Annotated in this window: 21 protein-coding genes; 7 read left to right on the top strand and 14 right to left on the bottom strand. The window is 59.7% G+C overall.

Annotated features, from left to right (window positions below; genetic code table 11):
- Positions 1-36: 36 nt before the first annotated feature.
- The 5 genes from BW979_RS06360 to coq7 all read left to right on the top strand — a co-directional run bounded on the left by BW979_RS06360 (position 37) and on the right by coq7 (position 4008).
- Positions 37-1005 (top strand): NAD(P)H-dependent flavin oxidoreductase, encoded by a 969-nt coding sequence (locus tag BW979_RS06360; RefSeq protein WP_076383441.1) that lies wholly within the window; start codon positions 37-39, stop codon positions 1003-1005.
- A gap of 52 nt (positions 1006-1057) precedes the next feature.
- Entirely contained in the window at positions 1058-2014 is a 957-nt protein-coding gene (locus tag BW979_RS06355; RefSeq protein ID WP_047228045.1) for a DUF805 domain-containing protein, read from the top strand.
- A gap of 62 nt (positions 2015-2076) precedes the next feature.
- Positions 2077-2865 carry an SDR family NAD(P)-dependent oxidoreductase gene (locus tag BW979_RS06350; protein WP_047228046.1) on the top strand — a complete coding sequence of 263 codons (789 nt, stop codon included), beginning with the start codon at positions 2077-2079 and terminating at the stop codon, positions 2863-2865.
- An 82-nt stretch (positions 2866-2947) separates the two neighbouring features.
- A complete protein-coding gene (locus tag BW979_RS06345; RefSeq protein WP_003316306.1) occupies positions 2948-3286 on the top strand; it encodes a histidine triad nucleotide-binding protein in 339 nt (112 codons plus the stop codon).
- Positions 3287-3360: 74 nt separating this feature from the next.
- Positions 3361-4008: a 2-polyprenyl-3-methyl-6-methoxy-1,4-benzoquinone monooxygenase gene (gene coq7 / locus BW979_RS06340; protein ID WP_047228047.1), complete on the top strand. Its 648-nt coding sequence runs from the start codon at positions 3361-3363 to the stop codon at positions 4006-4008.
- 127 nt (positions 4009-4135) lie between these two features.
- Here coq7 and speD read toward each other — a convergent pair whose 3' ends face one another.
- Entirely contained in the window at positions 4136-4930 is a 795-nt protein-coding gene (speD, locus tag BW979_RS06335) for an adenosylmethionine decarboxylase (protein WP_047228048.1), read from the bottom strand.
- A gap of 239 nt (positions 4931-5169) precedes the next feature.
- Positions 5170-5592, bottom strand: coding sequence for an OsmC family protein (locus tag BW979_RS06330; protein ID WP_003206127.1), 423 nt, complete (start codon positions 5590-5592; stop codon positions 5170-5172).
- A 234-nt stretch (positions 5593-5826) separates the two neighbouring features.
- Between BW979_RS06330 and crp the strand changes: the two genes are divergently transcribed.
- Positions 5827-6471, top strand: coding sequence for a cAMP-activated global transcriptional regulator CRP (gene crp / locus BW979_RS06325; RefSeq protein ID WP_047228049.1), 645 nt, complete (start codon positions 5827-5829; stop codon positions 6469-6471).
- Here the strand turns inward: crp and BW979_RS06320 are convergent.
- From BW979_RS06320 to BW979_RS06305, 4 genes are read right to left on the bottom strand one after another with little or no spacing between them, the layout of a single operon-like run.
- Positions 6468-7166, bottom strand: a complete 699-nt coding sequence (locus tag BW979_RS06320; protein ID WP_076383440.1) for a lipoate--protein ligase family protein — start codon at positions 7164-7166, stop codon at positions 6468-6470. The genes crp and BW979_RS06320 overlap by 4 nt on opposite strands.
- 4 nt (positions 7167-7170) lie before the next feature.
- Positions 7171-8007 carry an indole-3-glycerol phosphate synthase TrpC gene (gene trpC, locus BW979_RS06315; RefSeq protein ID WP_047228051.1) on the bottom strand — a complete coding sequence of 279 codons (837 nt, stop codon included), beginning with the start codon at positions 8005-8007 and terminating at the stop codon, positions 7171-7173.
- Positions 8004-9053: an anthranilate phosphoribosyltransferase gene (trpD, locus tag BW979_RS06310; RefSeq protein WP_076383439.1), complete on the bottom strand. Its 1050-nt coding sequence runs from the start codon at positions 9051-9053 to the stop codon at positions 8004-8006. Before trpD ends, trpC begins: the two co-directional genes overlap by 4 nt.
- Before the next feature lie 9 nt (positions 9054-9062).
- Entirely contained in the window at positions 9063-9656 is a 594-nt protein-coding gene (locus BW979_RS06305; RefSeq protein ID WP_047228053.1) for an aminodeoxychorismate/anthranilate synthase component II, read from the bottom strand.
- Positions 9657-10066: 410 nt separating this feature from the next.
- Between BW979_RS06305 and estP the strand changes: the two genes are divergently transcribed.
- Complete coding sequence (gene estP / locus BW979_RS06300) at positions 10067-11974, top strand: esterase EstP (protein ID WP_076383438.1); 1908 nt, start codon at positions 10067-10069, stop codon at positions 11972-11974.
- A 107-nt stretch (positions 11975-12081) separates the two neighbouring features.
- Here estP and trpE read toward each other — a convergent pair whose 3' ends face one another.
- The 8 genes from trpE to BW979_RS06255 all read right to left on the bottom strand — a co-directional run bounded on the left by trpE (position 12082) and on the right by BW979_RS06255 (position 21049).
- Positions 12082-13563 carry an anthranilate synthase component I gene (gene trpE, locus BW979_RS06295; RefSeq protein WP_076383437.1) on the bottom strand — a complete coding sequence of 494 codons (1482 nt, stop codon included), beginning with the start codon at positions 13561-13563 and terminating at the stop codon, positions 12082-12084.
- Positions 13564-13633: 70 nt separating this feature from the next.
- Complete coding sequence (locus tag BW979_RS06290) at positions 13634-14452, bottom strand: phosphoglycolate phosphatase (RefSeq protein WP_047228056.1); 819 nt, start codon at positions 14450-14452, stop codon at positions 13634-13636.
- Positions 14449-15123 carry a ribulose-phosphate 3-epimerase gene (rpe, locus tag BW979_RS06285; RefSeq protein WP_047228057.1) on the bottom strand — a complete coding sequence of 225 codons (675 nt, stop codon included), beginning with the start codon at positions 15121-15123 and terminating at the stop codon, positions 14449-14451. The genes BW979_RS06290 and rpe overlap by 4 nt, the downstream gene beginning before the upstream one ends.
- A 78-nt stretch (positions 15124-15201) precedes the next feature.
- Entirely contained in the window at positions 15202-16350 is a 1149-nt protein-coding gene (locus tag BW979_RS06280) for an iron-containing alcohol dehydrogenase (protein WP_047228058.1), read from the bottom strand.
- A 202-nt stretch (positions 16351-16552) separates the two neighbouring features.
- The gene (locus BW979_RS06275; protein WP_047228059.1) at positions 16553-17377 is read right to left on the bottom strand and encodes an ABC transporter permease; all 825 of its coding nucleotides are present in this window, start codon (positions 17375-17377) and stop codon (positions 16553-16555) included.
- A gap of 12 nt (positions 17378-17389) precedes the next feature.
- Positions 17390-18637, bottom strand: coding sequence for an ABC transporter permease (locus tag BW979_RS06270; RefSeq protein WP_047228060.1), 1248 nt, complete (start codon positions 18635-18637; stop codon positions 17390-17392).
- A gap of 194 nt (positions 18638-18831) precedes the next feature.
- Positions 18832-19875, bottom strand: a complete 1044-nt coding sequence (locus tag BW979_RS06260; protein WP_047228061.1) for an ABC transporter substrate-binding protein — start codon at positions 19873-19875, stop codon at positions 18832-18834.
- A gap of 49 nt (positions 19876-19924) precedes the next feature.
- Positions 19925-21049 carry an ABC transporter ATP-binding protein gene (locus BW979_RS06255; RefSeq protein WP_047228062.1) on the bottom strand — a complete coding sequence of 375 codons (1125 nt, stop codon included), beginning with the start codon at positions 21047-21049 and terminating at the stop codon, positions 19925-19927.
- Positions 21050-21196: the final 147 nt, after the last annotated feature.

Raw genomic sequence — 21196 nt, 5'->3', positions numbered from 1 at the left:
CTTTCAATCAGCACCACCTTATCCGGGGTACTTCCGATGTCGCTGCCCGCTCTGCTTGAACAACGTTTGCGCCTGCCCGTCGTGGCAGCGCCGATGTTTCTGATTTCCAATCCACCGCTGGTACTGGCCTGCTGCCGCAACGGAATCGTCGGCAGCTTTCCGGCGCTGAACCAGCGCGAAAGCAGTGGTTTCAAGGCTTGGCTGGAAGAAATCGAAGCGGGCCTGGCAACAATGGAAAACCCGGCACCCTATGCCGTGAACCTGATCGTCCATCATAGCAACCCACGACTTCAGGCCGACCTGGCCATCTGCATCGAACATAAGGTGCCGATTGTCATCACCAGCCTGGGCGCCGTGAAAGAACTGGTGGATGCGGTTCACAGCTATGGTGGGCTGGTATTCCACGATGTCACCACGCGCCGTCATGCTGAGAAAGCTGCCCAAGCCGGTGTCGACGGCTTGATAGCGGTCGCCGCCGGCGCAGGTGGCCACGCCGGGACCTGGAGCCCTTTCTCACTGGTCGCCGAAATCCGCCAGTTCTTCGACAAAACCCTGCTGCTTGCGGGATGTCTGAACCACGGCCATCAGATTCTGGCCGCCCAACTGCTTGGCGCGGATTTGGCCTACTTCGGCACACGCTTCATCGGCACGACCGAAAGCCATGCGCCTGACGCTTATAAAGAGATGTTGCTCACATCCAGAGCCGCAGACATCGTGCATACTCCTGCGGTGTCTGGAGTGCCGGCCAGCTTCATGCGCCAAAGCCTGGAAAACGCCGGTTTCGACCTGGCCGCCCTGCAGGGCAAGGGCGAGGTGGATTTCGGTTCCAAACTCAAGCCACTGAACGACGAAGCCAAGGCCTGGAAAACCGTATGGTCCGCAGGCCAGGGCGTGGGTGAAATCCATGATCTGCCAAGTGTCGATCAGCTAGTGACACGCCTGGATGAAGAATACCGGCAAGCGCTGGCCCGCGCGACACAACTCGGCGGCCAATGGCCCCGCTGAAATCAACCGGATCAAAACCATTGCTTAACCTTATGAGACAAGGATGCCTGGCATGAGCGAAACCCGTTTCAATATCGTATTCGATGGAGCCCTGCTGCCGGGTGTCGAAACCACCACAGCCAAGCTCAACCTGGCTGAACTGTTCAAAAGCGATGTCAGTGCCATTGAGCGGTTGTTCAGCGGGCGCAAGGTGGCGCTTAAAAGCAACCTGTCCCAGGCCGAAGCGCAGAAGTACCTGGAGGCTCTCAACAAGAGCGGGATCGATGCACGAATCGAAGCCGAACCTTCCCTCGAACTGAACCTGGACGAGGTACAGCATTCGCCGCCGTCGAACGGACGCCACCCGGACTCCATCATCGACCCGGTATCGCCCTACGCGCCACCCCGAGCCGAGGTGGGTGAGGCAATGGCCGAGTACAGCACGCTCAAGCCCTTCAGCTTCGATGGGCGCATCGGACGACTGCGCTTCCTGGGCTGGACCATGGCCTTGACGCTGGTCATGCTGTTTGTGGTGGGCACAGCCTTTTCATTGGGCGTGACCTGGTTCCTCGCCTCCAGCTCCACAGCGGCAATGATCGTCGGCGGCCTGCTGGGACTGATCATCGCACTGGGCTTTGCTTATGTAAGCATCCAGTTCAGCGTCCAGCGCCTGCACGACCTGGGTTGGTCCGGGTGGTTGTGGCTGCTCAACCTGGTGCCGTTCGTGGGCAGTGTCTTCCCCTTCGTACTCATGGCCTTGCCCGGCAACACCGGCGCCAATCGCTATGGCCCCCCGCCGCCGCCCAACAGCACTGCGGTCAAGGTACTTTCGTCACTGTGGATTGTCATGATCGTGGTGGCTTTCCTTGCCGCAATGGCCGGTGCATTCAGCGGCATCACAGAGGAATACGACAGCAGTTCCTTGAGCAGCTATGAGAGCAGCGAGCTCATTGATGAAGACACTGCAGAACCAGCCGTCGAAGCAGCCGAGCCTGCTGCGCCTTCTGTAGACTATGAAGAGGAACAATAAGCGCGCTTCGTGCCGGTGACAGCTCAGTACACTGGTGACGGGCCGTTGCGATGGAGAACTGCATGACCCGTTACGCTCTGATCACTGGCGCCTCCAGTGGCATTGGCCTGGCAATGGCCGAAGCACTCGCCCGCCGCGGTCGCGACCTGATATTGGTGGCTCGACAGCGTGATCGGCTGGAAAGTATTGCAATCGAACTGACTCAGCGTTTTGGCGTGGAGGTGTTGTTCCGGGCCTGTGACCTGGGAGAACCGCTGAGGCTTTCAGGCTTTCTGCTCGAGCTGGAAGAAGGCGAGCGACAGATCGACCTGCTGGTCAATTGTGCCGGTATCGGCACCAGCGGGCCGTTCCTGGGCCAGGACTGGATGACCGAGCAGGACCTGATCGAAGTCAATATCCTCGCCTTGACGCGGCTCTGTCACTCGGTGGGCAACAGCATGGCGCTGCAGGGCGGTGGCCAGATCCTGAACGTTGCATCGATCGCCGCGTTCCAGCCTGGCCCCTGGATGAGCACCTATCACGCCAGCAAGGCTTACGTGCTGCATTTCTCCGAAGCCCTGCGGGTCGAGCTGAAAAAAAGCGCAATAAAGGTATCGGTGCTTTGCCCTGGCCCGACACGAACCGGCTTTTTCGCCCGGGCGCAGCTCAATGAACAGAAATTCAACGACAGTCAAACCCTGATGAGCCCGGAGGAAGTCGCGCTGTATGCCGTGCGCGCACTGGAAAAAAACCGGGCGATCATCATTCCTGGGCGCCGCAATCGCTGGCTGGCAGCGTTGCCGCGGCTGGGCCCGCGATGGCTGGTTCGCACGATTGCCGGCATGACCAACAAGGCCTGCTGCCCCCGCTGAATGCCTTTTCCCGTGAAAAACCGGGCTCGCCAATCGCGCCTTAAGTACACTCAAGCTCGACTAACCCAATGGAGAAACAGCTGTGGATACTCTGTTTACCAAGATCATCAACCGGGAGATTCCGGCCAAGATCATTTACGAAGATGATCAAGTTCTGGCGTTCCACGACATCGCCCCTCAAGCACCTGTGCATTTCCTGGTCATCCCAAAGAAACCGATCCGCACGCTCAATGATCTGACCGAAGAAGACAAAGGCTTGGCCGGGCATATCCTGTTCACTGCCCAGCGCCTGGCGCTTGAACTGGGCTGCGAAGAAGGTTTTCGTGTGGTGATGAACTGCAATGAACTTGGGGGACAGACCGTCTATCACATTCATATGCATGTGCTTGGGCAGCGCCAGATGAACTGGCCGCCGGGTTGATACCCTGACCCAACGCAAATCCTGAGCGGCCGATTGAGTTAAACTGGCCGCCGAGATTTTTCCCGGAGGTAAGCATGACTACCCAACGTCACTACTCACCGATTGACCGTCTACTGCTGCAAGCTGATACCGCGATGCGTACGCTGCTGCCCTTCAGTGGTCAGCCCTACCGTCCATCGCCGGCTATCGTGCAGCCAGACGTGCAAATGAGTGACGAGCAAACCCGCCATGTCGCTGGGCTGATGCGCATCAACCACACCGGTGAAGTCTGCGCCCAGGCGCTGTATCAGGGCCAGGCGCTGACGGCGAAGCTGCCCCAGGTACGTGAGGCGATGGAGCATGCCGCCGAGGAAGAAATCGACCATCTGGTCTGGTGCGAACAACGCATTCACCAACTGGGCAGCCATACCAGCGTCCTGAACCCGTTGTTTTATGGGATGTCATTTGGAATCGGCGCAGTGGCCGGGCTGATCAGCGACAAAGTCAGCCTCGGCTTTGTGGCGGCCACTGAACATCAGGTGTGCAAACACCTGAATGAGCACTTGGAGCAGTTGCCGGCCGAGGACGAAAAGTCCCGGGCGATTCTCAAGCAGATGCGCGAGGATGAAGAGCAGCACGCCGAAAGTGCGCTCGAGGCCGGAGGGTTTCGTTTTCCAGCGCCGGTGAAGTTCGGCATGAGCCTGCTGGCCAAGGTCATGACCAAGAGCACCTATCGAATCTGATCGTGCAAGGGTGGCGAAGGGGTTATACCCACGCCACAGCGTTGCAGGCCTGTGCGTTCATCCACGTTCTACAGAAACTAAAAAAGGCGACTCCCATGGGGAGCCGCCTTTTTTGTAGCTGAAACCTTCAGCGTGGCATGTTGCGCGCGTAGAAAATTTCCAGCATTTCGTGTTTCACACGGTCTTCCACCTGATCCCGCTGTTCAGCAGAGAGGTTGCTGGTAGCGTCCCCGAACAAGTAGTTATCAAGCTCGAAGTTCTTGAGCAGCATTTTGGTGTGGAACAGGTTTTCCTGATACACGTTCACGTCGGTCATCTGATACGCGTCGCGAGTGTCTTCGGAGAGATAGTTCTGAATCGAGTTGATCTCGTGATCAATAAAGTGCTTGTGGCCTTCAACGTCGCGGGTAAAGCCACGCACGCGATAATCCACCGTCACGATGTCCGAGTCGAACTGGTGAATCAGGAAATTGAGTGCCTTGAGCGGTGAAATGACGCCACAGGTCGACACGTCAATGTCCACACGGAACGTCGCAATGCCATCCACCGGGTGGATTTCCGGGTAGGTATGTACCGTAATGTGGCTCTTGTCGAGGTGGGCCAGGATGATTTCCGGCAATGGGCCCGGGGACTCTTCGATCTGGCTGTCGGTCGGTGTCACCGGTTCTTCCGAGATCAGAATGGTCACGCTGGCGCCTTGGGGTTCATAGTCCTGACTGGCGATGTTCAGGATGTTGGCACCAATGATATCGACAACTTCCGTGAGGATCTGCGTGAGGCGCTTGGCGTTGTACTCTTTATTGATGTACTCGACGTAGGCCTGCTGGTCCTGCGGGGTTTCCGCATAGCAGATGTCATAGATGTTGAAGCTCAAGGTCTTTGTCAGGTTATTGAACCCATGGAGCTTGAGTTTGCTTTTCACCGTTTGAAAACTCTCTATGTATTGCGGCCTGGCCGCGTGATCAAGCATGCCCGTCAGATGCGAACGACGCACCTGCGTAGGACGGTTAACACCTCTTCGCGATGGCGATTTTGGTTGTCTGTCCAGACAAGGGACCGGCCGGAGGACCGATCACTGCCCTGAAAAAAGTGGCGCATTATGCAGAGGTCGGCTTCTGATCGCCAGAGCTTGCACTGCTTTTATGATGGTTGGATGTCGATTCAACCCAATTCGATGATTTCATAATCGTGAGTGATTTCAACACCGGCGGCGCCGAGCATGATGGAAGCCGAGCAATATTTCTCGGCTGACAGCTCAATGGCGCGCTTGACCTGGGCTTCCTTCAAGGCACGCCCCTTCACCACGAAATGCATGTGAATCTTGGTGAACACTTTCGGGTCTTCGGTGGCGCGCTCCGCTTCCAGGAAGGCTTCGCAACTTTCGACGGCCTGGCGCGATTTTTTAAGGATGCTGACCACATCGAAATTACTGCAACCACCCACGCCCAGCAGGAGCATTTCCATCGGCCTTACACCCAGGTTCCGACCTCCGGCTTCTGGCGGGCCATCCATGACGACCACATGACCGCTACCTGACTCACCGAGGAACATGGCTTCGCCAGCCCATTGGATGCGTGCCTTCATCGCCAAGACTCCACTGTCTGAAAAAAGGGTCGCCAGCTTAGCACAGCCCCCCGCCACGGCGGCTTCTGCCTTAGGACGCATGACAAATACGTGTAGGTAAATTCTCAAATCAATTAAGGACGCCTCTGTTAAGCTGGCGCCAATTAGCTGGCGTATGGCCAGCTATAGCGATTGCCATTCGCGCCCCACAAAAAATCCAAATCAATACACCGCGCAGTCTTTCGGGATACAACCATGGTTGCCATTACTCCCACACCCAAGATCAAGAATCTCGACAAACTCTTGATGCATTGTCAGCGTCGCCGCTATCCAGCCAAGCACAACATCATCTGCGCGGGCGATCGCTCCGACACCCTGTCGTTCATCATCAAAGGGTCGGTCACGATCCTGATCGAGGATGATGACGGTCGCGAAATGATCATCGCCTATCTCAACGCCGGGGATTTCTTCGGCGAACTTGGATTGTTTGAACAGGCAGGCAAAGAACAGGAACGTAGCGCCTGGGTACGGGCCAAGGTCGAATGCGAGGTCGCGGAGATCAGCTATAGCAAGTTCCGGGAACTGTCGGTGCAGGATCCCGACATTCTTTACGTCCTCAGCGGACAAATCGCACAGCGCCTGCGCAACACTACCCGCAAGGTGGGCGACCTCGCCTTCTTCGACGTGACCGGTCGCGTCGCCCGCTGCTTGCTGGAACTGTGCAAGCAACCCGATGCCATGACCCACCCGGACGGCATGCAGATCAAGGTGACGCGCCAGGAAATCGGCCGGATTGTGGGTTGCTCGCGGGAGATGGTCGGTCGTGTGCTCAAGGATCTGGAAGAGCGCAACCTGGTCAGCGTCAAAGGCAAGACCATGGTGGTCTTTGGGACGCGCTAGGCGAGCAGCCTGGTCAGCAGTTCCCGGTACAGCGCCTCAAGCCGCTGCAACGCGTGAGGCGCCGGGAATTTTTCATGCAAGGCAATATGACTCTCGGCGCGCACTCGCTGCGCCAGGCCACAGGCTTCATTGAAACGATTGACCGCGGCAACCATCGATTCGCGTTCGTTCTCCAGCAACAGGGCTCCATGCACCAGACCCACCGGGCGTTGGCCGCCCTTGCTCTGACGCCAGCGCTGAGCAGTGCCGACCATTTTCCGGCCGTCGAGATTGACGTTGAATCGACCGTCGCAGAACGCACCCTCGACTTCACCCAACGAAGCCACCCCACCCAGCTCATCCAATAACTGGCAGATCGGATCACACAACAGGCGATAACCGGTTTCGATGCGGCCATGGTCGCCTTCACTACGCGGCGGAGCGTAAACCAGGGCGATATTGACGGTGGCGGCAGACTGCGGCACCGGCTCACCGCCGGTTTCGCGCAGCAGCACTGGCCAGTCGTGGGCCGCCGAGATTTGGCAGGCGTGTTCGAACCCCGGTAAACGACTCAAACGACGAGGCATGACCAGCGCGCGATCATTGGGCTGCCAGAACAACAAGCCGAACTCAGCGTCGCCTGCACAGATGCTGGCCAGCAAATCCTGTTCGGCTTGCAGACCGGCTTCGACGGTCAGGGAAATCACCGGCGACATTGAATCAATCCAGCGTCGAACCGCTTATCGGAACGCCGCGTTCAGGGAAGAACAGACGTTGCAACTCGGTACCCGGATTTTCCGCGCGCATGAACGCTTCGCCCACCAGGAACGAATACACATCGCTGACTTCCATCAGTTCGACATCGGCCCGGTTCAGGATCCCGCTCTCGGTGATCACCAAGCGATCACGCGGAATACGCGGCAACAAATCCAGAGTCGTTTCCAGGCTGACTTCGAAAGTATGCAGGTTACGGTTGTTCACCCCGACCAGCGGAGTATCGAGGGTCTTCAAGGCCCGCTCCAGCTCCTCGCCATCGTGGACCTCCACCAGGACATCCAGGCCCACGCCTTTGGCGACCGCCGCCAGCTCGGCCATTTTCACATCGTCCAGGGCGGACACAATCAACAGCACGCAATCTGCGCCCAGGGCTCGGGCTTCAACGATCTGGTAAGGATCGATCATGAAATCCTTGCGAATCACCGGCAGCTTGCACGCCTCCCGCGCCTGTTTGAGGTATTCATCGGCACCCTGGAAAAAATCAATATCGGTCAGCACCGAAAGGCAAGTCGCACCGCCCTTCTCATAGCTCTTGGCGATGTCGGCGGGGACGAAGTGTTCACGAATCACGCCTTTGCTGGGGGAAGCCTTTTTAATTTCGGCAATCACCGCTGGCTGCTTTCTCTTGGCCTGATCGATCAGCGCCTTGGCAAAGCCACGCGGCGCATCCGCTGCCCGCGCCAAGGTTTCCAGCTCTGCCAGACTGACCCGAGCACTGCGTTCGGCAACCTCTTGAGCCTTGCGAGCCAGAATGTTTTCCAGAACCGTTGGCACACTCATCCTTCGTTCTCCACTTTGAATACGGCGGTAAATGCACCCAACTCTTCGAGTTTTTCCCTGGCAAGGCCGGTGTGCAACGCATCATGGGCCAGTTCCACGCCCTGCTTGAGGCTGCTGACGTGATCCGCCGCATACAACGCGGCGCCCGCATTGAGCACGATCATCTCGGCGGCCTTCTGGCCATTTTCAGTCTTGCGGCGCCCCAAGGCATCGCGAATCAGCTCCAGCGACTGGGCCGGCCCATCCACCGCCAGCCCATGCAGGCTCTGGCTCTTCATGCCCAGGTCTTCAGGTTCGACCCAATACTCGCTGATCTGATCATTTTTTAATTCAGCCACGTACGTGGGTGCAGCCAGGCTGAATTCGTCCAGGCCATCCTTCGAATGGACCACCAGCACGTGCTTGCTGCCCAGACGTTGCAAGACCTCGGCCAGGGGCCGGCACAATGCCTGGCTGAACACACCGACCACTTGATGCTTCACGCCGGCCGGATTCGTAAGCGGGCCGAGCATATTGAACATCGTCCGCAGGCCCAGATCACGACGCGGCGCGGCGGCGTACTTCATGGCGCGGTGGTGGGTCTGGGCGAACATGAAACCGATGCCCACGTTATCGATGCAACGCGCCACCTGTACTGGCGTCAGGTTCAGGTAGATCCCGGCCGCCTCCAGCAGGTCGGCGCTGCCACTCTTGCCGGAGACCGCACGATTGCCATGCTTGGCAACGGTACAACCGGCCGCGGCGACGACGAAGGCCGAGGCAGTGGAAACGTTGAAGATATTGGCGCCGTCACCGCCGGTGCCCACCACATCCACCACGCCATCCAGGGTCTTGAGTTCGACCTGGTCCGCCAGCTCGCGCATGACCGAAACCGCGCCGACGATCTCATCGATGCTCTCGCTCTTCATGCGCATGGCCATCATGAATGCGCCGATCTGCGCATCCGAGCATTGGCCGGTCATGATTTCGCGCATCACATCGCGCATTTCGTCGGTGCTCAGGTCGAGATGGCCGACGATACGGCTCAGGGCTGTCTTGATATCCATGAAAAGTCCTTAGCGCGTGCCGCCGGTTTGTTTGAGGAAGTTGGCGAACAGCTCGTGACCCTGTTCGGTGAGAATAGACTCGGGGTGAAATTGCACGCCTTCGATATTCAACGTTTTGTGACGAAGCCCCATGATTTCATCCACAGAGCCGTCCTCGAGCTGAGTCCAGGCGGTCAGTTCCAGACAATCTGGCAGGGTTTGGCGCTTGACGATCAGGGAGTGGTAGCGGGTGACGGTCAGCGGAAGATTCAGACCTTCGAACACGCCCTTGTTCTCGTGAAATACCGGGCTAGTCTTACCGTGCATGACTTGCCGGGCGCGCACCACGTCGCCGCCAAAGGCCTGGCCGATCGACTGGTGCCCCAGGCAGACACCCAGGATCGGCAGCTTGCCGGCGAAATACTTGATGGCTTCGATGGAAATGCCCGCTTCGGTCGGCGTGCAAGGACCGGGAGAGACCACGATGCGCTCGGGCTTGAGGGCTTCGATTTCGGCGATGGTCAGTTCGTCGTTGCGCACGACCTTGACCTCGGAGCCCAGCTCGCCCAGGTACTGCACAACGTTGTAGGTAAAAGAGTCGTAGTTATCGATCATCAGCAACATGGCGTAAGCAACCTATTGAATTCACTGACTTGAAATACAGCCTTCGGAGAGTGACCCGCGCGGTGTTGCGCTTGGCGAGGCGTGTGATGGGCCAGCGAAGCGACTTTCAAGCGGGTAAAGAAGGCAAATCGGTACAGGTCCGGCCAGGCCGGCAGAGAACGTTCAGGCGCGCCAACGCCAACGGGCGTGTGCCTTGATCAATTGATCCAGAAGTTTGCTGACAATCGACACAGGGGAAGTCTCGTTCATACGTTCCGGCACAGTAGCTTAGCTGGACGGTGCACGCAATATGACGACCCCCGAAGGGCTTTGAAACAATCGCGACGAACCTGATGGATGGCAAAACGCCGGAAGTTTTTGGTACTGTCGTTTCGTTTTCTAACAACAATAAGATAAAAACGGACTTTCTCATGCTAAGAAAAACGTTATTCGTACCAATGGCCGGCTGTCTGCTGGCAATGGCCTGCGCCCAGGCGAGCGCCGCGCCCAATCCCTACTCCAGCTTCATCGTGTTTGGCGACAGCCTCAACGATGCCGGCCAGTTTGCCGACCCGAACGGTCCGTCCGGGGCCACGCAACGCTTTACCAACCGCACCGGCCCGCTCTATCTCGACGGAAGCGGCGAATCCTATTCCCTCAATTCCACCCAACTGCTGGGCGGACGGTTGGGCTTTTCCGATGATGAAACCGCGGCATCCACCTCGGCGGTTCGTGCCAGCGAAGGCCAGGCCGATGGCAACAACTGGGCCGTGGGCGGGTATCGTACCGACCAGATCCTCGAGTCGATTACCGGCGTTTCCGACACTGGCGAACGCAGCCGTGACGGATACCTGCTGTCCAACGGCCTGCGTGCCGACCCGAACGCGCTGTACTACCTTTCCGGGGGCGGTAACGACTTCCTCCAGGGTCTGGTACTGACCCCCGCCCAGGCGAACGCCGCCGCGGACCGCCTGGCCGACAGTGTCCAGGTGCTGCAAACCGCCGGAGCCCGTTATGTGATGGTCTGGCTGCTGCCCGACCTGGGCCTGACCCCTGCGCTCAATGGCACGCCTTTGCAAGACGCCGTTTCGCAGCTCAGCAACCAGTTCAACCAGCAACTGGTCACGCGGCTGCAAGGCATTGATGCCGAAATCATTCCACTGAACGTTCCGCTACTGCTGCAGGAAAGTTTCGCCGATCCAGCACGATTCGGCCTCGCCACCGGCGAGAACCTCACCGCCACCTGCTTCAGCGGCAACGGCTGCACGGAAAACCCCACCTATGGCATCAACAGCGCGACGCCAGACCCCACCAAGCTGATCTATAACGACTCGGTCCACCCCACCGAGACCGGACAGCAACTGATCGCCGATTACGCCTTTTCCCTGCTCGCGGCGCCATGGGAGCTGACATTGCTGCCGGAAATGGCCCACTCGACCCTGCGCGCCCACCAGGATGAATTACGCAGCCAGTGGCAATCGGACTGGGAGAACTGGCAAGCCGTCGGCCAATGGCGGGCGATCGTCGCAGGCGGCGGCCAGCACCTGGACATCGACAGCCAAAGCAGTGGCGCCAGCGCCGACGGCAGCGGCTACAGCCTGAACGTCGGTGGCAGCTATCGTCTCAACGAGGCTTGGCGCGTGGGTGTAGCCGCCGGTTTCTACCGCCAGGACATGGAGGCAGGCAGCGCCGATTCGGACTACAAACTCAACAGCTACCTGGCCACCGCTTTCGCCCAGTTCCAGCAGAACCGCTGGTGGGCCGATGCCGCGTTGACCGGCGGCAAGCTCGACTACGACAACTTGGAGCGCAAGTTCGACCTGGGCGTCAACCAGGCGCAAGAGAAAGGTGACACCGACGGTCACCTGTGGGCCTTCAGCACGCGCCTGGGCTACGACATCGCCCAGCCGGGCAGTCAGTGGCACCTGTCACCGTTTATCAGCGCCGATTATGCGAAGGTGGAAGTCGACGGGTATTCAGAAAAGAGCAGCCGCTCCACCGCCCTGACTTTCGATGACCAGACCCGCGACTCGAAACGCTTGGGCATTGGCTTGCAAGGCAAATACAACTTCACCCGTCAGACCCAGGTGTATGGCGAATATGCCCACGAACGCGAGTACGAAGACGACACCCAAAAAGTGAACATCGCCCTCAACAGTCTGCCGGCCAATGATTTCACGCTTGAAGGCTATACGCCGCAGAGTCATTTGAATCGCCTGAGCCTGGGGGTCAGCCACAAGTTGACCAACGATCTGGCCCTGCGGGGCGGTTATACGCTGCGCAAGGACGATGACTTTACCCAGCAGGGCGTGAATGTCGGGGTCAGCCTGGATTTCTGATCGAGATAACCCTGTGTGGGAGCGAGCCTGCTCGCGATGAGGCCGGCATGTTCGACACATGCATCGCCTCGCGAGCAGGCTCGCTCCCACAGTTGATCAGCTTCCCTTCAGTCGCCTGGGGTCTGCTCGGCCAGCGCCACGGCACGGAACATTGCCCGGCGCTTGTTCAGGGTTTCTTCCCACTCCAGCACCGGCACCGAGTCGGCCACGATCCCGCCGCCGGCCTGCACGTGCAGCTCACCGTCCTTGATGACGGCGGTGCGGATGGCAATGGCAGTGTCCATGTTGCCGTTCCAGGCAAAATAGCCCACGGCCCCGCCGTACACCCCACGCTTGACCGGCTCCAGTTCGTCGATGATTTCCATGGCGCGGATTTTCGGGGCGCCAGACAACGTTCCTGCCGGCAGGATGGCCCGCAGGGCGTCCATCGCCGTCAGCCCGGCCTTCAACTGGCCCGTGACGTTGGAGACGATGTGCATCACGTTGGAATAACGCTCGATGACCATCTTTTCGGTGAGCTTCACCGAACCGACTTCCGAGACGCGCCCGGTGTCATTGCGGCCCAGGTCGATCAGCATCAGGTGCTCGGCGATTTCCTTGTCATCCGACAGCAGGTCCTCTTCCAGCGCCCGATCGGCTTCCTCCGTGGCCCCACGAGGGCGGGTGCCAGCGATAGGCCGCACAGTGATCAGGTTGTCTTCGACCCGCACCAGCACTTCGGGTGAACTGCCCACAACATGGAAGTCACCGAAATTGAAGAAGTACATGTAAGGCGTCGGATTGAAACAGCGCAGTGCCCGGTACAGGTCGATGGGCGCGGCCTTGAAGTCGATGGACATCCGTTGCGACGGCACCACTTGCATGCAGTCGCCGGCCAGGATGTATTCCTTGATGGTATCGACGGCCCTTTCGTAATCGTTCTGAGTGAAACTGGAACGGAACACCGGGTCGGCCGCCGACTGTTTGCTGAAATCCAGGCCAGGACGCGGCGTGATCGGCTGCCGGAGTTTTTCCAGCAGCGCCTGAAGACTTTTCTGACCTTGCTCGTAGGCGTCTTCCCGGGACGGATCGGCCAGGACAATGGCGTGCATCTTGCCGGCGAGGTTATCGAAGACGACCACTGCGTCAGAGACCATCAGCAAAATGTCCGGCACGCCCAGCGGGTCCGGGTTCGGGCAGGTGCCCAGACGCTTTTCCACATAGCGTACGCAGTCGTAGCCGAAATAACCCACCAGGCCACCGTTGAACCGCGGCAGGCCGGGGATGGTAGGCACGTTGTAGCGAGCCTTGAAGGTTTCGACGAAGGCCAGCGGATCGTCGACCTCCAGGCTTTCGATCTCGACGCCGTCATGGGTCACGCTGACACGATGGTCATGGACCCGCAGCACCGTGCGGCACGGCAGGCCGATGATGGAATAACGGCCCCATTTCTCACCGCCCTGCACCGATTCGAGCAGGTATGAGTTGGGCTCATCGGCCAGCTTGAGGTAGATCGACAGCGGCGTGTCGAAGTCGGCCAGGGTTTCGCAGGCAAGCGGGATACGGTTATAGCCGGCAGCGGCTAGACGCAGGAATTCTTCGCGGATCATGGTGTGCCTCGTGGCAGGAGGAGCTGACAGTCAGGTATGCAAACGCGCCGGATAACCGGCCAGGATCAGGTCAGGCGCGCCAACGCCAGCGGGCCAGGGCCTTCATGACTTTCATCCAGAGTTTGCGAGTGACCACCACGATGGCGTTTCCAGAAGAGGATTGAACAGCGTCGGGCAACGTTATCTCAGCGGCCGGGTCCAGGCAACCGGGAATTAACAGGCGCAAATCGTCGATCACCAGCGCGGGAAACTCTTCGGCGATCGGCCGGCCATGGTTGTAGCCGTAGCTCAGCGCCACACATTTGACCCCGGCGGCTTTCGCCGCCAACACATCGCTGCGCGAGTCGCCGACGAACAGCGATTGAGAGGCCGGGATGTTGGCCATTTTCATCACGAAAAACAGCGCGGCCGGGTCAGGTTTTTTCTGTGGCAGGGTATCGCCACCGATGATCCAGCGAAAATAACGACCGATTTTCATCTGATCCAGCAGCGGCGCGACAAAGCGCTCCGGCTTGTTGGTGATCAGGGCCATTTCCACGCCTTGCTTGTGCAGCCACTTGAGGGTGGAACGCACACCGGGGTAGACGACCGTCAGTTCGTGATTGCCTTCATAGGCTTCGTTGAACAACTCCAGCGCCCGCTCGGCCTCGGCGTCATCGACGCCCTGGGCATCGATATGGTTGGCCAGGGCCCGCCGCACCAGCATGGGCGCGCCGTTGCCGACCCAGTGGCGCACGGCGTCAATTCCGGCGGCCGGGCGACCGAGCTTGAGCAGCATGTTGTCCACGGCCGCCGCCAGGTCCGGCACCGAGTCGACCAGCGTGCCGTCGAGGTCGAACATCACCAGACGCGGCAGGCTGCCGGGGAACAGCTGCTCAAAGCCGCTCATAGACGGGCCAGGGCCAGTTCGGCACGCATCTTTTCAATGACCTCTTTGTAGTCCGGCGCATTGAAAATGGCCGAGCCTGCGACAAAGGTGTCGGCACCGGCCTCTGCGATTTCGCGGATGTTATTGACGTTCACGCCACCGTCGATCTCCAGGCGGATATCACGGCCCGATGCCTTGATCAGCGCGCGGGCTTCGCGCAGCTTGTCGAGGGTACCAGGAATGAACTTCTGCCCGCCGAAGCCGGGGTTGACGCTCATCAGCAGGATCATGTCGACCTTGTCCATCACGTACTTGAGCACGTCCAGGGGCGTGGCCGGGTTGAACACCAGGCCGGCCTTGCATCCGCCTTCGCGAATCAACTGCAGGGAGCGGTCGATGTGCTGGGTGGCTTCGGGGTGGAAGGTGATGTAGGTGGCACCGGCCTCGATGAAGTCGCCGACGATGCGATCCACCGGGCTGACCATCAGGTGCGCGTCGATCGGCGCCGTGACGCCGTACTTGCGCAGCGCTGCGCAGACCATCGGGCCGATGGTCAGGTTGGGTACGTAATGGTTGTCCATGACATCGAAGTGCACGATGTCGGCGCCGGCGGCCAGAACGTTGTCCACTTCCTCGCCAAGGCGGGCGAAGTCGGCGGAGAGAATCGACGGAGCAATAGCGAAGGGCTGCATGACGCACCTGTTTTGAGCGAAATCACGATGGCGCGCATTGTATACCTCAAGGTTTGGCGCGCCCACCGTGGCAGACGATCAATACGCCGCGCGGTAGATCTTCTCGATATCGCTGGCGCTCAGTTTGCGTGGGTTATTGCGCATCAGTCGCTCGATCCCGGCTGCTTCCACCGCCATGGACGGTATCACTTCGTCCGTCACCCCAAGGCTGCTCAGGCCCTGGGGGATTTCCACGGCAGCACACAGCGCAACCATGGCCTCCACGGCTTCGTCAGCGGCTTCAAGGTCACTCAGGTGCGCGGTCTTTATGCCCATGGCTTCGGCAATGTCGCGCATGCGCTCGACGCAAGCCATCTTGTTCCACGCCATGACATACGGCAGCAACAAGGCGTTTGCCACACCATGGGACACGTGAAAGCGCCCCCCCAGCGGATACGCCAGCGCATGTACCGCCCCGACCCCGGCATTGCCGAACGCCATGCCGGCCATCAGGCTTGCAGTGGCCATGTCTTCGCGAGCTTGCAAATGAGCGGGGTTGGCGTAGGCCTTGGGCAAGGCGCGGGTGATCAGTTTTATTGCGCCGATAGCCAAGGCATCGGTGATCGGCGAGGCATTGAGCGACAGGTAGGACTCGATGGCATGCACCAGTGCATCGACGCCACTGGCGGCGGTCACGCTCCGGGGACAGGTGAGGGTCATCTGCGGGCTGACCAGCGCCACGTCCGGCAGCAGATAATCGCTGACGATACCTTTCTTGAGTTGCGCGGCCTTGTCGGAGAGGATGGCCACGTTGGTGACTTCAGAGCCGGTCCCGGCCGTGGTGGGGATGGCGATCATGGGCGCGCCTTTGCGCGGGACCTGATCGACCCCGAACATATCCTGCAGCTCGCCGTGGTAACCGGCGTAGACCCCCACGCATTTGGCAATGTCGATGGCACTGCCGCCGCCCAGGCCGATCAAGCCATCATGGCCGCCGTCACGGTAGGCCTGCATGCAGTCTTCAACGATGGCGATTTCCGGGTCCGGCATGACCCGGTCGAAAATTTCGTAGTCGCGCCCGCCCAGATGCTGCAGCGCCAGCTCCACGGTGCCGGACTTGACCAGCGCAGCGTCGGTGACGATCAGCGGGTTATCGACATCCAGCCGCGTCAGCTCGGCCGCCAGTTGCTCGATGGCAGCCGCACCGGTGATCAGTTTGTGGGCGATCTTGAATGAGGAAAGACTCATGTGCGCGGCCTCTTATTCGCGTATGGGCTGGCACAAGGATAGCTCGGTATTTAAGGTTGTCTTCCATTCAGCCCATGAATACACCGCAAATCCCCTGTGGGAGCGAGCCTGCTCGCGATGGCGGTAGAACATTCGACATTTTTATCGACTGACACTCCGCTATCGCGAGCAGGCTCGCTCCCACAGGGTACAGCACTGACCGTCAGACCTGCGCAGTACGCAGCTTCTCGCTACGCCCTCGCAACCACTCCAGAGTCAGCAACAGGATCACCGAAAAGGCGATCAGCAGCGTCGCGGCGGCGGCGATGGTGGGGCTGAGGTTCTCGCGGATACCGCTGAACATCTGCCTTGGCAGAGTTGCCTGCTCGGGACCGGCCAGGAACAGCGTCACCACCACTTCATCGAACGAGGTCGCGAAGGCGAACAGTGCGCCGGAGATCACGCCCGGGGCGATCAACGGCAAGGTCACTCGACGAAACGCCGTCAACGGCGAAGCCCCAAGGCTGGCGGCGGCCCGAACCAGGTTGTAGTTAAAGCCCTGCAGAGTCGCCGATACCGTGATGATGACGAACGGCACGCCCAGCACGGCATGGACCACGATCAGCGAGAAGAAACTGTTGCCCATTCCCAGCGGCGCGAAGAACAGGTAACTGGCCACCCCGATGATCACCACCGGCACCACCATCGGCGAGATCACCAGGGCCATCACCAGCGCCTTGCCTGGGAAATCACCACGGGTCAGGCCAATCGCCGCCAGGGTACCGAAGACCATCGCCAGTACCGTCGCCGCCGGGGCGACGATGACGCTGTTCCTCAGCGCCCGCATCCACTCCGCCGAAGCGAAGAAATCGTGGTACCACTGCAACGAAAAGCCTTGCAACGGGTACACCAGGAAGCTGCCGGAGTTGAACGACAATGGAATGATCACCAGCACCGGCAGGATCAGGAACAACAGGATCAGCCCGCAGAATATGCGCAAGCTGTAGAACCACACCCGCTCGACGGGGGACATGTAAGGACTCAGCATTTCAATCTCCCCTCAGCTCAGGCGCAGGCGGCTGGCGCCCACCAGCCAGTTGTAAATCAGATACAGCACGACGGTTGCCAGCAACAACAACCCGCCGAGCGCCGTGGCCATACCCCAGTTGATGCTGGTGTTGGTGTAGAACGCGACAAAATAGCTGACCATCTGATCGCTCGGGCTGCCCAGCAGCGCCGGAGTGATGTAGTAGCCGATGGCGAGGATGAACACCAACAGGCAACCGGCGCCGACACCGGCATAGGTCTGCGGGAAATACACGCGCCAGAAGCTGGCGAACGGATGGCAGCCCAGGGAAATCGCCGCACGCATGTAAGTCGGAGAGATACCTTTCATCACGCTGTAAATCGGCAGGATCATGAACGGCAGCAGGATATGGACCATGGAGATGTAGACACCGGCGCGGTTGAACACCAACTCCAGAGGCTTATCGATAATGCCCATGGCCATCAGGCCACTGTTGATCAGCCCGCCCGATTGCAGCAGCACGATCCACGCCGCCACCCGCACCAGGATCGACGTCCAGAACGGCAACAGCACCAAAATCATCAGCAGGTTGCTTTGGCGCGACGGCAGGTTCGCCAGCAGGTAGGCCAACGGATAGGCCAGCACCAGGCAGATCGCGGTAATCACCAGGCCCATCCAGAACGTACGGGCAAAAATATCCAGGTAGATCGCCTGGTCGGGGGTGGCCGGAGCCAGTTCGCCAAGATCATCAATGCGATGATCGACGGCCGCCAGCAGGTAATACGGGGTGACATCACTGGTGTTGCGGCGGATCACCTGCCAATACGCCGGATCCCCCCAGCGTTCGTCGAGGCTCTCCATCGCTTCTTTATAGGAAACCGGCTCGGTGGCGAACGGCAGCGCACGGGCGGTCTTGGTCAGCAGGCTGCGATAGCCGGCCAGCTCCATGTTCAGGCGCTTGGACAAATCGCCCAAGGTCTGATTCTTGCGCGCTTCGGCCAGGTCTTCGCTGGCGGCTTTGTATACTGGCTCGCCTGGCAACCCACGTCCGTCCCAGGCAGCGACCGCGGCGACAGTGCGCGGCATGCCGTTGACCACTTCCGGGTTGCTGACGCTTTTGAACAGCAGCGCCACGATTGGCACCAGGAACACCAGCAACAGAAACAACACCAGCGGCGCGATCAAGGCCTGGGCCTTCCAGCGGTTGACCCGCTCGGCGCGCTTGAGCCGTTGCTTCAGGGTGGGGCTGGTGCCCGCGTTCAGTGGAACGGCGATGGCCATGGCGAACTCCGCAAATCTTTTTGATCGTTACAGAAGCGGCGTGCCGCTTCTGTTCTTTTGAAACGTTGGCCTCTGAGCCGATCGTTCCCACGCTCCGCGTGGGAATGCATCCAATGACGCTCTGCGTCACAAAGGACGCGAAGCGTCCTGGGCGGCATTCCCACGCGGAGCGTGGGAACGATCTCTGTCAGCGGTTACTTCGCCGCCCAGGAGTTGAAGCGCTGCTCCAGTTGCTCACCGTTGTCAGCCCAGAAGCTGACGTCGATCTGCACCTGGTTGGCGATGTTTTCCGGGGTGGTCGGCATGTCTTTCAAGACATCCTTGGACAACAGCGGTACAGCCTGGGTATTGGCCGGGCCGTAGGCGATGTTTTCCGAGTAGATCTTTTGCTGCTGCGGTGCCACCGAGAAAGCGATGAATTTCTTCGCAGCTTCGGCGCGGGTCTTGTCCAGACCGCGTGGAATTGCCCACGCGTCGAAGTCGTAGATGCCGCCGTTCCACACCACTTTCAGGTTGCTTTCCTTCTGCACCGCGGCGATCCGACCGTTGTAGGCCGAGCTCATGACCACGTCACCGGAAGCCAGGTACTGCGGCGGCTGAGCGCCGGCCTCCCACCACTGGATGTTCGGCTTGAGTTCGTCGAGCTTCTTGAAGGCACGATCCTGGCCATCTTTGCCGGCCAGCACTTTGTACACGTCTTTCGGCGCGACGCCGTCGGCCATCAAGGCAAATTCCAGGGTGTACTTGGCGCCTTTACGCAGGCCACGCTTGCCTGGGAATTGCTTGGTGTCCCAGAAATCCGCCCAACTGGTCGGTGCGGTTTTCAGTTTGTCGGCGTTGTAGGCCAGCACGGTGGACCACACGAAGAAGCCCACGCCGCAAGGCTGGATGGCGCCCTTGACGTAGTCTTCGGCCTTGCCGAACAGAGCCGGGTCCAGTTGCTCGAACATGTCTTCGTCACAACCACGGGACAGCTCCGGGGACTCGACTTCCACCAAGTCCCACGAAACGCTCTTGGTGTCGACCATGGCCTTGACCTTGGCCATTTCACCGTTGTATTCGCCAGCGATGATCTTGCCGTTGCCGGCTGCTTCCCACGGCGCGTAGAAGGCTTTGGCCTGAGCCGCCTTGTTCGCCCCACCGAAAGACACCACAGTCAGGTCCGGGCCCGCCGCCATCGCGCTTGCCGCACCCATCATGCCCAGGGTCAGGGCTGTGAACTTCAGGGATCTCAACATTTATTGTTCTCTCCACGTGCAGGGTTGGTGTTGGTACAGCAGGGGGCGATCAATTCGCCTCTAGAAGGGGATCGAGCGCACGCACATGCTCGACTTGCCAGCCAAGCGGAACCACGTCCCCAACAGCGAGCCCGGGATCGAGTTCGGCAATCGGTTGTTTCACGAAGAAGTCATTCTTGCCACAGACCTCCAGGCGAACCCGGACGTGGTCGCCCAGATAGATGAATTCCGCCACCCTCCCTGAGAAGCGGTTGACACATTGTTCGCTTGCGCCGTTGAGGCTCACCCGCTCCGGGCGGATCGACAGGGTCACCGGCTCGCCGGGTTTGCCGACGTTCACCGCCAGGGCCTCGACCTTTTCACCACGCCCCAGCTCCACCAGGCAACGATCGCCGGTCTGGCTGTGCAGGCGGCCGTTGAGACGGTTGTTCTCGCCGATGAAGTTGGCGACGAAGGTGTTCCTTGGCTCTTCGTAGAGGGTGCGTGGCGGGGCAATCTGCTGGATTTCGCCTTGATGGAACACCGCTACCCGGTCGGACATGGTCAAGGCTTCGCCCTGGTCGTGAGTCACATAGACCACGGTGACACCGAGGCGCTGATGCAGATGCTTGATCTCCATCTGCATGTGTTCACGCAGTTGTTTGTCCAGGGCGCCAAGGGGTTCGTCCATCAGCACCAGTTGCGGCTCGAACACCAGCGCCCGGGCCAGGGCCACGCGCTGTTGCTGGCCGCCGGACAACTGTGCCGGGTAGCGTTGGGCAAACGTGTCCAGCTGGACCATGCTCAAGACGCGCTTGACCCGATCACTCACGTCGCTTTTGTTCAAGCCGCGCACGGTCAGCGGGAAGGCCAGGTTCTCGGCAACGGTCATGTGCGGGAACAAAGCGTAGTTCTGGAACACCATGCCGATGTCACGCTTGTGGGGCGGCACGTTGTTGATGGAGCGTCCGGCCAGCTGGATCTCACCGGCAGTGGGTGTTTCAAACCCGGCGAGCATCATCAGGCTGGTGGTTTTGCCGGAACCGGACGGCCCGAGCAGAGTCAGGAATTCGCCTTTGCGAATGTCCAGGTTGAGGTCCTTGACGATCAGGTTCTCGCCGTCGTAGCTCTTTTGCACACCACGAAAGCTGACCAGTACATCACTGGCCCCCGCGCTTGAATCGACCTGGCTCATACCCGCACCTTTTGTATTGATGACTGCTTGTGAATCAAGCCTAGTGGAGCCTGGGGCCTGCGCAAATCGGGGCGCAGGAGAGAATCGCCTCAGCCGGATGGAAGAGTCGGTGTAGGGATTTCCCTACAAGGATGGCGGGATTGGATA

The organism is Pseudomonas sp. A214, from assembly GCF_900156295.1.
Taxonomy (GTDB): Bacteria; Pseudomonadota; Gammaproteobacteria; order Pseudomonadales; family Pseudomonadaceae; genus Aquipseudomonas; species Aquipseudomonas rhizophila.
This window is presented reverse-complemented; position numbering and strand designations above follow the sequence as displayed.

Bases quoted from the DNA above. Each gene is read 5' to 3' on its own strand.
- BW979_RS06360 (WP_076383441.1), top strand. From the start codon at position 37: ATGTCGCTGCCCGCTCTGCTTGAACAACGTTTGCGCCTGCCCGTCGTG.
- BW979_RS06355 (WP_047228045.1), top strand. From the start codon at position 1,058: ATGAGCGAAACCCGTTTCAATATCGTATTCGATGGAGCCCTGCTGCCG.
- BW979_RS06350 (WP_047228046.1), top strand. From the start codon at position 2,077: ATGACCCGTTACGCTCTGATCACTGGCGCCTCCAGTGGCATTGGCCTG.
- coq7 (WP_047228047.1), top strand. From the start codon at position 3,361: ATGACTACCCAACGTCACTACTCACCGATTGACCGTCTACTGCTGCAA.
- BW979_RS06330 (WP_003206127.1), bottom strand. From the start codon at position 5,592: ATGAAGGCACGCATCCAATGGGCTGGCGAAGCCATGTTCCTCGGTGAG.
- crp (WP_047228049.1), top strand. From the start codon at position 5,827: ATGGTTGCCATTACTCCCACACCCAAGATCAAGAATCTCGACAAACTC.
- BW979_RS06320 (WP_076383440.1), bottom strand. From the start codon at position 7,166: ATGTCGCCGGTGATTTCCCTGACCGTCGAAGCCGGTCTGCAAGCCGAA.
- trpC (WP_047228051.1), bottom strand. From the start codon at position 8,007: ATGAGTGTGCCAACGGTTCTGGAAAACATTCTGGCTCGCAAGGCTCAA.
- trpD (WP_076383439.1), bottom strand. From the start codon at position 9,053: ATGGATATCAAGACAGCCCTGAGCCGTATCGTCGGCCATCTCGACCTG.
- BW979_RS06305 (WP_047228053.1), bottom strand. From the start codon at position 9,656: ATGTTGCTGATGATCGATAACTACGACTCTTTTACCTACAACGTTGTG.
- estP (WP_076383438.1), top strand. From the start codon at position 10,067: ATGCTAAGAAAAACGTTATTCGTACCAATGGCCGGCTGTCTGCTGGCA.
- trpE (WP_076383437.1), bottom strand. From the start codon at position 13,563: ATGATCCGCGAAGAATTCCTGCGTCTAGCCGCTGCCGGCTATAACCGT.
- BW979_RS06290 (WP_047228056.1), bottom strand. From the start codon at position 14,452: ATGAGCGGCTTTGAGCAGCTGTTCCCCGGCAGCCTGCCGCGTCTGGTG.
- rpe (WP_047228057.1), bottom strand. From the start codon at position 15,123: ATGCAGCCCTTCGCTATTGCTCCGTCGATTCTCTCCGCCGACTTCGCC.
- BW979_RS06280 (WP_047228058.1), bottom strand. From the start codon at position 16,350: ATGAGTCTTTCCTCATTCAAGATCGCCCACAAACTGATCACCGGTGCG.
- BW979_RS06275 (WP_047228059.1), bottom strand. From the start codon at position 17,377: ATGCTGAGTCCTTACATGTCCCCCGTCGAGCGGGTGTGGTTCTACAGC.
- BW979_RS06270 (WP_047228060.1), bottom strand. From the start codon at position 18,637: ATGGCCATCGCCGTTCCACTGAACGCGGGCACCAGCCCCACCCTGAAG.
- BW979_RS06260 (WP_047228061.1), bottom strand. From the start codon at position 19,875: ATGTTGAGATCCCTGAAGTTCACAGCCCTGACCCTGGGCATGATGGGT.
- BW979_RS06255 (WP_047228062.1), bottom strand. From the start codon at position 21,049: ATGAGCCAGGTCGATTCAAGCGCGGGGGCCAGTGATGTACTGGTCAGC.